This is a genomic window from Streptomyces brasiliensis, assembly GCF_014647875.1.
GTDB lineage: Bacteria > Actinomycetota > Actinomycetes > Streptomycetales > Streptomycetaceae > Streptomyces > Streptomyces brasiliensis.
This window is the reverse complement of the sequence record NZ_BMQA01000036.1, coordinates 67,537-79,998: the sequence shown is the minus strand read 5'-3', so window position 1 is coordinate 79,998 and position 12,462 is coordinate 67,537. Positions and strand designations below refer to the sequence as shown.

Annotated in this window: 7 protein-coding genes and 2 pseudogenes; 2 read left to right on the top strand and 7 right to left on the bottom strand. The window is 72.5% G+C overall.

Features of this window, described 5'->3' with window-relative positions; translation table 11 throughout:
* The 4 genes from IEZ19_RS35100 to IEZ19_RS35085 form a co-directional block, all read right to left on the bottom strand.
* Window positions 1-162 (bottom strand): flavodoxin-dependent (E)-4-hydroxy-3-methylbut-2-enyl-diphosphate synthase (locus tag IEZ19_RS35100; RefSeq protein WP_351004190.1); only part of this gene is annotated, 162 nt, incomplete at its 3' end.
* 168 nt (window positions 163-330) lie between these two features.
* The gene (locus tag IEZ19_RS35095) at window positions 331-1,635 is read right to left on the bottom strand and encodes a M50 family metallopeptidase (protein WP_506005007.1); all 1,305 of its coding nucleotides are present in this window, start codon (window positions 1,633-1,635) and stop codon (window positions 331-333) included.
* Window positions 1,632-2,912 (bottom strand): 1-deoxy-D-xylulose-5-phosphate reductoisomerase, encoded by a 1,281-nt coding sequence (gene dxr / locus IEZ19_RS35090; RefSeq protein ID WP_189315426.1) that lies wholly within the window; start codon window positions 2,910-2,912, stop codon window positions 1,632-1,634. Before dxr ends, IEZ19_RS35095 begins: the two co-directional genes overlap by 4 nt.
* Before the next feature lie 485 nt (window positions 2,913-3,397).
* Window positions 3,398-5,329 carry an acyl-CoA dehydrogenase family protein gene (locus tag IEZ19_RS35085; RefSeq protein ID WP_189315425.1) on the bottom strand — a complete coding sequence of 644 codons (1,932 nt, stop codon included), beginning with the start codon at window positions 5,327-5,329 and terminating at the stop codon, window positions 3,398-3,400.
* 293 nt (window positions 5,330-5,622) lie between these two features.
* On the opposite strand from IEZ19_RS35085, the pseudogene IEZ19_RS35080 reads away from it, so the two are divergent.
* Window positions 5,623-6,344 (top strand): annotated as a pseudogene (locus IEZ19_RS35080) (LacI family DNA-binding transcriptional regulator); the annotation flags it as partial.
* A gap of 4 nt (window positions 6,345-6,348) precedes the next feature.
* Window positions 6,349-6,482 (top strand): annotated as a pseudogene (locus IEZ19_RS54385) (glycoside hydrolase family 31 family protein); the annotation flags it as partial.
* Window positions 6,483-6,725: 243 nt separating this feature from the next.
* Here the strand turns inward: IEZ19_RS54385 and IEZ19_RS35075 are convergent.
* From IEZ19_RS35075 to IEZ19_RS35065, 3 genes are all read right to left on the bottom strand, one after another.
* Window positions 6,726-8,171 carry an aldehyde dehydrogenase family protein gene (locus tag IEZ19_RS35075; RefSeq protein ID WP_189315424.1) on the bottom strand — a complete coding sequence of 482 codons (1,446 nt, stop codon included), beginning with the start codon at window positions 8,169-8,171 and terminating at the stop codon, window positions 6,726-6,728.
* 317 nt (window positions 8,172-8,488) lie between these two features.
* Complete coding sequence (locus IEZ19_RS35070) at window positions 8,489-10,150, bottom strand: PucR family transcriptional regulator (protein ID WP_189315423.1); 1,662 nt, start codon at window positions 10,148-10,150, stop codon at window positions 8,489-8,491.
* A 175-nt stretch (window positions 10,151-10,325) separates the two neighbouring features.
* Entirely contained in the window at window positions 10,326-12,440 is a 2,115-nt protein-coding gene (locus IEZ19_RS35065; protein WP_189315422.1) for a type IV secretory system conjugative DNA transfer family protein, read from the bottom strand.
* Window positions 12,441-12,462: the final 22 nt, after the last annotated feature.

Sequence of the window (12,462 nt, the reverse complement as noted above, 5' to 3'; positions counted from 1 at the left end):
CAGCGTGGCCCCGATGTCGGACGTACGGGTCGTGGTCATCGACTGGACCGACACCGGCGCGTCCCCGCCGACCGCCACGGAGCCGACCTGGATCTGCCGGCTCTTGCGGCGCTCGGCGAGCTTGGTCGGAACGGACGGCATGCCGAGAGAAATCGCAGTCATCTGCTGTGCAACCCCAAGTCGTGGATCAAGGTCCGGTCCCGGAAACGGCGGGCTCCAGGCTTCGAGATTACGGCACGGGCGGGGGCGCGATCACCTCCCACCCTCAAACCCACTCGATGGAAGACGGCCCGGGACACGGTGTCCCGGGCCGCCGTGAACAGCACGTGGCTAGGAGATTTTCACGGGGTTGACCACGTCCGCGATCAGTACGAGGACCGTGAAGCAGATGAAGACCCCCGCCACCACGTAGGCGACCGGCATCAGCTTCGCGACGTCGAACGGGCCGGGGTCGGGGCGGCGCAGCACCTTCGCCAGCTGACGGCGCAGCGACTCCCACAACGCGCCCGCGATGTGTCCGCCGTCGAGCGGGAGCAGCGGGAGCATGTTGAAGAGGAACAGGGAGAGGTTGAAGCCGGCGACCAGCATCAGGGCCATGGCCAGCTGCTGGGTCGGCGGGATGTCGAGGGTGAAGATCTCACCGCCGACACGGGCCGCTCCGACGACGCCCATGGGCGAGTCGGGCTGGCGGGGGGCGCCGTCGAAGGCCGCGTTCCACAGGGCCGGGATCTTGGCGGGCAGGCTCGCGATGGAGTCGACCGCCTCGCCGAGCCGGTCGCCCATCCAGGTCACCGAGTCGCCGAGGTCCTGCCGTACGACGCCGGTGGCGGCGCTGAACCCGAGGAAGCCCGCGCTGACGTACTCGCCCTGGACGATCTGGCCGCTGGAGCCCTTCTTGGCGACCTTGTTGGTGGCGATCGTCGCGTGGAGGGTCACCTCCTGGCCCTTGCGGTCGACCACGATCGGCACGTCCTTGCCGGGGGTGGCGCGGATCAGGTCGGAGAGCTGGTTCCAGCTGGTGGTCTTCGTCCCGTCGAAGGAGACGATCTTGTCGCCCGCCTTGAGGCCCGCCGCCGCGGCCGGGGCCGCCGGGTCGGTCCCCTTGCAGGTGTCGCGGTTCTCGCTCTGGGAGATGACGCACTTCGACACCGAGCTGACCGTGGTCGTCTGCTGCGTGATGCCGAAGCCCATCAGGACCGTGAGGAAGAGGCCCACCGCCAGGATGAGGTTCATGAACGGGCCCGCGAACATCACGATGACCCGCTTCCAGGGCTTGCGCGTGTAGAAGAGGCGGGTCTCGTCGCCGGGCTTGAGCTCCTCGAAGGCGGCCGAGCGGGCGTCCTCGATCATGCTGCGCCAGGGCGAGGTGGAACGCGCGGTGATGCGCCCGTCCTCGCCCGGCGGGAACATGCCGATCATGCGGATGTAGCCACCGGCCGGGATCGCCTTGATCCCGTACTCCGTATCACCCTTCTTCCGCGACCAGATGGTCGGGCCGAAGCCGACCATGTACTGGGGCACGCGGATGCCGAAAAGCTTGGCGGTGGACAGATGCCCCAGCTCGTGCCAGGCGATCGAGACCAGCAGGCCGACCACGAAGACGACTATGCCGAGGATCATCATCAAGGCTGTCATGCACGCGCCTCCGCGGTCGCCGTGTGCGCTGTCACTTCCCGGGCCCGGGCGCGCGCCCAGGTCTCCGCTTCGAGGACGTCCGACACGGTCAGCGAGGTTCCCGTGCGCGGCATCCCGTGCTCCTCGACCACCCGTGTGACGGTCTCCATGATCCCGGTGAAGGGCAGGGCACCGCTCCGGAACGCCTCGACGCACTCCTCGTTGGCGGCATTGAACACCGCGGGGGCGGTGCCCGCGAGCTCACCGACGTGCCGGGCGAGAGCGACCGACGGGAAGGCCTCGTTGTCCAGCGGGAAGAACTCCCAGGTCGACGCCTTGCTCCAGTCGAAGGCGGGCGCCGCGTCCGGGACCCGTTCGGGCCAGCCGAGACCGATGGCGATCGGCCCGCGCATGTCGGGGGGCGTCGCCTGGGCGAGCGTGGATCCGTCCGTGAACTCAACCATCGAGTGGACATACGACTGCGGGTGGACGACCACCTCGATGCGATCGAAGGGAATGTCGTAGAGGAGGTGCGCCTCGATGACCTCCAGGCCCTTGTTGACGAGGGTCGCGGAATTGATCGTGATCACCGGGCCCATGGCCCAGGTGGGGTGGGCGAGGGCGTCCTCGACGGTGACGTCCGCCAGCTCGGCCTTCGTACGCCCGCGGAAGGGCCCGCCGGAGGCGGTCACCACCAGCTTCCGCACATCCGCGCGCGTGCCGGCCGCGAGCGCCTGGAACAGGGCGGCGTGCTCGGAGTCGACGGGGATGATCTGACCCGGTTTGGCGAGCGCCTTGACCAGCGGGCCGCCGACGATGAGTGACTCCTTGTTGGCGAGCGCGAGCGTGTGGCCCGCCTCCAGGGCGGCAAGGGTGGGGGCGAGGCCGATGGAGCCGGTGATGCCGTTCAGGACGGTGTGGCACTCCGCGGGGTCGGAGGCGGCGACCTGGGTGGCCGCGTCGGGTCCGGCGAGGATCTCGGGCAGCGGCTCGCCCGCGCCGTACTGCGCGGCAAGGGCCTCGCGCAGTGCCGGTACGGCGTCCTCGCGGGCGACCGCGACCCTGTGCACGCGCAGCCGGTAGGCCTGCTCGGCGAGGAGGGCGACCCGGCCTCCGTTGGCGGACAGGGCGGTGACCCGGAAGCGGTCGGGGTTGCGCAGCACGAGGTCGATGGCCTGGGTTCCGATGGACCCGGTGGAACCGAGGATCACCACGTCCTTCGGTCCGTCGCCCGCGACGGGGTCGTGGACGAGGTGCGGGTCGGCGAGGGGGGCCGGACTGGCGGGACTGTCGGTCATCCCCCCATTGTTGCCGCAACCGCTCCCGGGGAGGACAGCGCGTCCCTCGGGAGGGTGTCGTGGAGGGCCTGGGCGGGACGCCGTTCGGTGACCCGGGCCCGGGACGCCTGACTTTGCCCGGCCCGGGGGGACGGGGCCGGCATCCGGGGCCGAGGGAGCATGCCTGATGCCCGGACCGGGGCATTGAGTGCCGGCCGGCTGGGCGATCGGACGGTGCCCGTTGAATCACAAGCTCGGGCCCGGATGCGGTCGGCACGGTTCCGCTGTGCGCGTGGCGCTCTGGCCCTGGGCATGACCCAGTGCCGGCCCGCTCGGCGGAAGCGTGCCGGCACCCGGGCGCGTCGTCACGGTTCCGCCGCCCGTCCTGGGCACCGGCCCTGCCCGTTCCCCGCACGGCCGCACCCCGGGGACCCAGGCACGAGCCCGAGGTCCCGGGACGCGTGTGCGGGGCGCCTCCGACCGGTACGTGGGGCGACCGGTACCGGTTACCTGATCGGACGGTGGACGTTGGGATGTGTGCTCCGGCCAGGGGTTGCGTCCGCGATCCACGGGCCCTCGCCCGACGGGTCGACGATGCCCTGCTCCAGCCATTCGTACGCGCCGCCCAGGACGCCCTTGACCACCTTGCGGTCGATGCCGTCGGTGTTGGTCCACAGGCGGGCGAAGAGTTCGTCGACCCGGATGCGGGCCTGGCGGCAGAACGCGTCGGCGAGTTGGTAGGCCGCGCGGCCGTTCTCGCCCTGTCGGCGCAGCAGCTCGGCCCGTACGCAGGCCGCGCTCATCGCGAACAGTTCCGCCCCGATGTCCACGATCCGGCCCAGGAAGCCCTGCTTGGTCTCCATCCGGCCCTGCCAGCGGGACATGGCGTAGAAGGTGGAGCGGGCCAGTTTGCGGGCGTGCCGCTCGATGTAGCGCAGGTGCCCGGACAGGTCCACGCCGTTCTTGAACTCGCCGTAGGCAGAGGGCAGTTGCCCGGGGCCCGCGACCAGCTTCGGCAGCCACTTGGCGTAGAACACACCCGCGTTCGCGCCGGCCTTCGCCTTGTCCTGCAAGGACTTGTCGGGGTCGATCAGGTCACCGGCGACCGAGAGGTGCGCGTCGACGGCCTCGCGGGCGATGAGCAGATGCATGATCTCCGTCGAGCCCTCGAAGATGCGGTTGATGCGCAGGTCGCGCAGCATCTGCTCGGCGGGGACGGCGCGTTCGCCGCGCGCCTCGAGGGACGCCGCCGTCTCGAAGCCGCGTCCGCCGCGGATCTGGACCAGTTCGTCGGCCATCAGCCAGGCCATCTCGGAGCCGTACAGCTTGGCGAGGGCGGCTTCGATGCGGATGTCGTTGCGGTCCTCGTCGGCCATCTGGGAGGAGAGTTCCAGGACCGCCTCCAGCGCGAACGTGGTCGCCGCGATGAAGCTGATCTTCGACCCGACCGCCTCGTGCAGCGCGACCGGCTTGCCCCACTGCTCCCGGACGGCCGACCACTCGCGGGCGATCTTCAGACACCACTTGCCGGCGCCGACGCACATCGCGGGCAGCGAGAGCCGGCCCGTGTTGAGGGTGGTGAGGGCGATCTTCAGGCCCGCACCCTCGGGACCGATCCGGTTCGCGGCCGGAACGCGCACCCGGTGGAAGCGGGTGACGCCGTTCTCGATGCCGCGCAGCCCCATGAAGGCGTTGCGGTTCTCGACGGTGACGCCTTCGGAGGCGGCCTCCACCACGAACGCCGTGATGCCGCCCTTGTGCCCCTCCGACTTCGGCACGCGCGCCATGACGACGAGGAGGTCGGCGACCACCCCGTTGGTGGTCCACAGCTTCACCCCGTCGAGAACGTACTGGTCACCCTCCGGCACCGCCGTGGTGGCCAGGCGCGCGGGGTCGGAGCCGACGTCGGGCTCGGTGAGCAGGAACGCCGAGATGTCGGTGCGGGCACAGCGTGGCAGGAAGGTGTCCTTCTGCTCCTGGGTGCCGAACATCTTCAGCGGCTGCGGTACGCCGATCGACTGATGGGCGGACAGCAGGGCGCCGATCGCCGGGCTCGCGGAGCCGACCAGGGCCAGGGCCTTGTTGTAGTACACCTGGGTGAGGCCGAGACCGCCGTACTTGGTGTCGATCTTCATGCCGAAGGCGCCGAGTTCCTTGAGCCCGTCGATGACGGCGTCGGGGATCTGCGCCTCACGCTCGATGAGGGCCGAGTCGATCTTCGTCTCGCAGAAGTCGCGCAGTTTGGCGAGGAACTCCTCGCCACGCTGCACGTCCTCGTCGGCGGGCAGCGGATGGGGATGGATCAGGTCGAGCCGGAAGCGGCCGAGGAACAGTTCCTTGGCGAAGCTGGGCTTGCGCCAGTCCCGTTCCCGGGCGGCCTCGGCCACCTGACGGGCCTCGCGCTCGGTGACCGTGGGTTTGGTGGTGGGGGCGGACATGAGGCTCACCTCGCCGCGAAGAGGGATGATGAGGGCCGTTCGTTACCGACCGGTGCTACTGGATCGTTGGTACCCGAAACGGGCCGACCTCACCAGTCCTGGCGCGGCCGTTCGGCCGATTGTGACGGGCGGCCCGGGTGCGACGGCGGACGGCGGCACGCAAGTCAGGGAAGCTTTGTCGAAGCGACATCCCATGCATACCAACTCGCTCGGGAGCTACTTTCGAACCATCCGCACCCGTCCTTGTGGACCGGGCGCACTGTCGAAGCGCTTCGCACAGCTTGGCGGGCTGGATGGCCCCCCTCGCCGAGGTCGCCCGGCACGCCGGAGTCTCGGCGAACACGGTGAGCTATGTGCTCAGCGCAAAGCGGTCCGTCTCCGCCACCACCCGGCAGCGGGTCGAGCAGAGCATCCGGGAGCTGGGCCACCACCCGAACGCGGGCGCCCGCGCCCTGACCGGCAGCCGGTCGCACATCATCGCGGCGGCCACCACGGCCCGCACACACGGGTACGACGCCCTGCTGCTCACCGGCGAGGAGCGTACCGACGCGGTACGCCGGGTCACCGGCAGCGGGCTCGCCGACGGGATGATCCTGATGGACGTGGGGCTGGAGGACCAGCGGCTCCGGCCTGCTGCTGGGCACCGACCAGCCGGCCGTCCCCGTCGGACTGCCCGCCGACACCACGGACCTGACCTGCCTCGACCTCGACTTCACGACGGGCGCGCTGTGCGTCGAGCATCTGGCGGGCCTGGGGCACCGAGACGTCGCCGTCATCGGCGGGGCCCCGGCCGTCTACGAGCGGCACACCGGTTTCGCCGAGTGCACCCCTCGACGGACTCCGATCCCGCGCCCGGGAGACGGGCCCGCGCCTGCTGCACCGGCCCTGCGAGGGCGGGTACGCCGCGCCGGCCCTCACCCTGGCCCGGATCTTCGACGAGCGCCCGGACACCACGGGGATCGTGGTGCAGAACGAGTCGGCGGTCGAGCCGCTGCCCGCCCTGCTGTGCCAGCAGAGCCCCGGCGGGCGCCCGGTGGACGGACGCGTGGACGGGTGAGACGTACGAGGGCGGTACGGCGGTGACGGTCGACGCCCGCTGGAGCGGATCCCGCTGTTTCTGCGGGACGGGGCGCGGCTGCCCGTGGCGAGGTGAGGGAGGGCGGGGGCGGTCAGGGCCTCGGCGACCCGGCCGAGCGTGCGTGTGGCCATGGTGTCCCCCGGGACTGCGACTTCGGCACCGGAGTGACGGAGGCGGCCGGTGAGCGTGTGGTCGAACCGTCCCTGGACGGCGGCCGGTGGCGACCGCGCCGTCGCCCGGGACGCCCGCCTCCGGAGGGAAAAGGCCCGGCACCGGAAGGCATCGGTGCCGGGCCCCTGAAAGAGGCTGTCCCCGTGGCTAGAGGGCGAGGCCGGTCAGGACCAGCACGCGCTCGTAGGTGTAGTCGTCCATGGCGAACTTGACGCCCTCGCGGCCGACGCCGGACTGCTTGGCGCCGCCGTACGGCATCTGGTCCGCGCGGTAGGACGGCACGTCGCCGATGACGACGCCGCCGACCTCAAGCGCGCGGTGCGCGCGGAAGGCCGCCTGGACGTCGTGCGTGAACACGCCCGCCTGGAGGCCGTACTTGGAGGAGTTGACGGCGGCGAAGGCCTCGCCCTCGCCGTCCACCTTCTGCACGGTCAGGACGGGTCCGAAGACCTCCTCGCGGGCGAGGGTCGTGTCGGCCGGCACGTCGACGAGCACGGTCGGCGCGTAGGAGGCGCCGTCGCGCTTGCCGCCGGCGAGCAGCTCGGCGCCCGCGGCCACGGCCTCGTCGACCCACGACTCGACGCGCTTGGCGGCGTCCTCGCTGACCAGCGGGCCGACGTCCGTCTTGTCGTCGGACGGGTCGCCGGTGACCTGGGCCTCGACGGCGGCCACGATGCGCGGCAGCAGCCGGTCGTACACCGAGGCGTCGGCGATCACGCGCTGCACGGAGATGCAGGACTGGCCGCCCTGGTAGTTGGAGAAGGTCGCGATACGGGTCGCGGCCCAGTCGAGGTCGGCGTCGGAGGCGTAGTCGCCGAGGAGGACCGCGGCGCCGTTGCCGCCTAGCTCCAGGGTGAGGTGCTTGCGCGGCACCGAGTCCATGATCGCGTAGCCGACCTTGTCGGAACCGGTGAAGGAGATCACCGGCAGGCGCTCGTCCTGCACCAGGGCGGGCATACGGTCGTTGGCGACCGGGAGGATGCTCCAGGAACCGGCGGGCAGGTCCGTCTCGGCGAGCAGGTCGCCGATGATCAGGCCGGACAGCGGGGTGGCCGGGGCGGGCTTGAGGATGATCGGCGCGCCGGCGGCGATGGCCGGGGCGACCTTGTGGGCGCACAGGTTCAGCGGGAAGTTGAACGGCGCGATACCGAGCACGACGCCCTTCGGGAAGCGCCGGGTGAGGGCGAGCCGGCCCTGGCCGCCCGCGTCGGTGTCGAGCCGCTGGGCCTCGCCGCCGTTGAACCGGCGGGCCTCCTCGGCGGCGAACCGGAACACGGAGACGGCACGGCCGACCTCGCCGCGCGCCCACTTGATCGGCTTGCCGTTCTCGGCGGAGATCAGCTGGGCGATCTCCTCGGTGCGCTCGACCAGGCGCTTGCTGACGTGGTCGAGGGCGGCGGCGCGGACGTGGGCCGGGGTGGCGGCGAACTCGTCCCGCACGGCGTACGCGGCGGCGACGGCCTCCTCGACCTGGGCGTCGGTCGGCACGCTCACCTTGCCGACGAGCCGGCCGTCCCACGGGGAGGTGACGTCGAAGGTGTCCTCGCCGGTGACCTGGCGGCCGGCGAGCCAGAAGGCGTGGGTGGAAGTCATGTGCGAGTCCCGGCCCTTCCGCGTTGGGGGTGTTCTGTCGATGGCGTCATCCACGGTAGGGCGGGGGCGGGCGAAGGGCGTTTGTCCGAGGAGGAGTAGTGGCGGGCCTGGGTGCGCCGGTTTGGCCTAGCTGGGGATCTCCCTGTGCCGGCCGACGACATTCAGCCCGTCCGGCGGCTCCTTGCGACGCCGGTCAGCACCATCCAGCCCGTCCGGTGATCGAGGACGACGCCGTTCAGGCCGAAGCGGGTCCGGGGGCGGCAGCTCCCGGTCGACGGCAACGAAAACACCGGGCACGTCGCAACACCGGCACCCCGTCAATCAGTGGACGTCGCCTTCAGCGCCAGCCACAGCTCCATGCGGACGTCCGGGTCGTCCAGGGAGCGGCCGATGATCTCCTCGACGCGCCGCATCCGGTACCGGAGCGTGTGCCGGTGGACGCCCAGGTCGGCGGCCGCCGCGTCCCACTGGCCGTGCCGGGAGAGCCAGGCGCGCAGGGAGGCGACGAGGTCGCCGCGGCCGGTGGCGTCGTGCTCGTGCAGCGGCCTCAGCAGTCCGTCCGCGAAGGCCTTGACCGCGTCGTCCGCGAGCAGCGGCAGCACGGAGCCCGCCGCCAGCTGATCGTGCTGGACGAGCACCCGCCCGCGCCGCCGCGCCACCGACAACGCCTGTTCGGCCTGCTTGTAGGCGGCCGCCGCGGCGATCGGCCCGGCGGGCGCCGAGACGCCGACGACCAGTTCGTCCTCGTCCGCCGCGCTCTGCTCGGGCACGGAGCGCGCCGCCTCGAGCGCGCCCGCGAACTCCACGGCGGCGGCCACCGCGGCGCTCCCGTCGCCGGCCAGCGCCACCAGCCGTTCCCCGTCGGGCACCACGAGGACGGCCTCGCCGGAGCGCGCGGCCGCGGACTCCATGCTCTCCGCGAGCCCGCCCAGCCGGTCGCCGCCCATGTCGGCGGCGGCCAGTGCGGCGGCCGGGCCCGGCCGGGCGGCCGGTACGCGCGCGTGGGCGTCCGCGTGCGCCCGCGCGGCCGACGCGGACACCGGCTCGGCGACGATCATCCGGAACGGCGCGTCGAGCAGCCCGCCGTACAGGTCCCCGGCGACGGCCCGGGCGTGGTCCGGCTCCCCGGCGAGCAGCATGCGCAGCACGGCGGCGCCGACCCGCTGCTCGGCCTCGTGCAGCGAGCGCGAGCGTTCCGTCGTGAGGGTGAGCAGGGCGATGGCGGAGTGGACGGCGTACCGCTCGGCTGTGCCGAGGGCGGCGGCGGTACCGACGGCGAGGGCCGCGCGCGGGCGGCGGCCGGTGCCGAGGGAGTGCAGCTCGACGCGGTCCTCGTTCTCCGGTCCACCGACCACCGAGGACGCGGGCGCGGGCCGGTCGCGCAGCCGCTGCACGTCCGCGGTCAGCCGTGCCGCCCGTCGTCCCGCCCACTCCGGCGCGGTCGCGACGACGGCGCCCGAGGCGTCGTACAGCGCGGCCCAGCCGTCGACCTGGGTGGCGAGCGCGGCGAGCAGCCCCTCGGGCCCGGCGTTCAGCGCCTGCCTGGTCAGTTCCCGCTGGGCGGCGAACCCGGCGGTCACCGCCCGGTACTGGTCGGCGGCGATCGCGGCGGACACGGCCTTGCTGATCGCGAGGAAGGGGGTGCGGCGCGGCACCTCGATCAGCGGCAGCCCCTCCTGCTCGGCCGCGTCGACGAGGGCCTTGGGGATCTCGTCGTAGTTGACGCCGACAGCGAAGCCGAGCCCGACCACCCCGGCGCCGACCAGCCGTTTCACATAGCGCGCCATCGCCTCCGGGTCCTCCGCGTCCAGCTTCAGCGCGGTGATCAGGAGCAGTTCCCCGCCCTCCATGTACGGCACGGGGTCGGCCAGCTCGCTGACGTGTGCCCAGCGGACGGGCACGTCGAGGCGGTCCTCGCCCGCGCGCACGGTGAGTTTGAGCGCGGAGTGATGGACGAGCGAGGCGAGCGTCGGGGGCATGGGGCCTTCAAGTCTGGGGAGATCGGGTGATCATTGTGATCGTTGGGCCGCCATACATGACTTTTGGCCGCCGCGTATGAACACCCTATGACGATTCTGCCGCACCGTACGGTCCCGGGGTGAGGTGATCTCCGGACACGACGGAGCGGCGCAATCTCCAGACGGTCGGACCGGTTCAGTCCCCGAGGTCCACCAGCAGGGGCGGAGCGTGCTCGCCCTTCACGGTCGTCAGGGACAGCACCGCATGCCCCGGCGGCACCCCGTGCGCCAGCTCGGACGCCGACCAGCGTTCCCGCTCGACCTGCCGGACGGTCACGGCCCGCGCGGTGGGCGCCTTGCCGGTGATCACGCGGCGCAGCGCGTGCACGGCCTTGCCCGCCGGGGTCTCGGCGATGATCTGCCGGTCGGTGACGTCACGCGTCTCGGTCCACTCCTTGCCCCACACCTCGGCGAAGTCCTGCCCGTCCCGCGGTGTGAGCCCGGACAGGGCCATCCGGCACCCTGCGGCGCCCAGCAGCGGACCGCGCAGCGGCCGGGGTACGTCGTCCAGGGTGCGCAGTGTGAGCACGGCACCGGCGTTGGCCGACCGCAGCCGCTGGATGCCCCGCACCGACTCCGGGGTCACCAGACCGGTCGCGTCGTCCAGCAGCAGACAGGCGAACAGCGACCGGTCCTCCCGTACCGCGACGCTCGCCGTGAACTGGGCGAGCACCAGCCGCGCCAGGATCCGCGAGGCGTCCGCGTGCCCGCGCGCGGGCAGGTCGATGCGGACCCGTACGGGGTGGTCGAGGGCCTTGAGCGAGAACGGCCGCGACTGTCCCGAGGTGTCGAAGAACCGCGCGAAGGCGGGCCGGTCGAGCAGCGCGATCCGGTCGGCGAGGACCGTCCCGACATCCCCCGGGTGGGCCATCTGCCGCTCGCGCGCGTCGAGTTCGCGCAGCAGCGACTCCTGGCCGGTGTCCTGGAGTGCCTTGCGCAGCGCGGCCAGCGGGCCGGGCGTGCCGTCGAGGAGCTGCCGCAGTTCCGGTACGGAGGGGAAGCGGTCGTGGACCGCGCGGAACGGGCCGAGCAGCTGGGCGAGGACGGTGGTGGAGCGGCGGCCGTCGCTGCCGGGGTGCGGGTCGGCGAGGTCGCCGACAAGGGCCTCGGCGAGGATGACGGCGGCCTCGTCGGGGTCGGTGGTGCCGCCGTACAGATCGAGGTCGTACACCGAGTCGGGATGGGCGATGCGGACGACGACGTCGTAGGCGTCGGCCGGTCCGAGTCCGGCGCCCGCCGCGCCGACCACCACGACGCCGGCCCGCCCGGCGAGCGCCTGCAGGCACAGCGACTCGGCGAGCGGCTGTACGACGGTCGCGGTCTTGCCGGAGCCGGCCGGGCCGACGGCGAGCAGGGAGGTGCCGAGCAGGTCGGGGCCGAGGGCGAGTCCGGTGCCGCGGTAGGCGTAGGGGTTGCGCGGGTCGTCGGCCGTGGTGCCGAGCCGCACCTGCCCGGTGACCAGGTCGTGCCGGGCGAACCGGCCCGGCAGGTCGCGCACACCGGAGGGGTGCGGACAGGCGGCGGCCCCGTCCTTGACGACGGCGCTCCGGAACGAGGCGAGGCTGTGCCGACCGCTGCGCACGCCCTGCCAGGCGCGGGTGATCCGCGCGTGGTCGACGTCCCGCATCAGCCCGGCACGTGCCTCGGCGGCGAGCCGGTCGGCGGCATCGTCGGCACCGGCGGCACGGAGGTGGGGCCAGACGGCGGGGTCCTGCTCGGGCGCGGGCGGCCGCTCCGGGGCGGGGACGGCCTTGCGCCAGGCGGGCGGACCGTAACGGCGCCAGACCTCGGCCCAGCGGCCGAGGCGGCCGACGGTGATCATGATGCCGCCGGCGATCACGGCGTAGTACGTCAGCGAGGCGATGTTGTAGGCGGTCGCGTCTCCCGACCCCGTCCTCCACGCATCGGGAGTCAACGCGAGAAGCGGTACGAGCCACCAGTCGCCCAGGTAGCTGTTGTACAGCAGCGACCAGAGCAGCCACCCCACGAGAAAGGCGACGACCGCCCCGCTCAGCAACTGCCGTGCCGGGATCTGCTCCGGCTCCTCGTCCCGGCGCGGCACGTGCCCGAACCGCCACACGCCCGGCAGTGCCTCCGGCCGCCGTGTCCGAAGCCAGGTCAGGAACGCCGAACCGTCCGGCAGCGGAGGCAGCCCCGGCGGTACGGAGGGCTTCGGCGGAACCGCGGAGCGTGCTCGCGGGACCGGGTTCGCATGTGTGGCCCGTGCGTCCTTCGTCCCGTCGCCGTCCATCGACCTTGCCCCCTGACCAGCC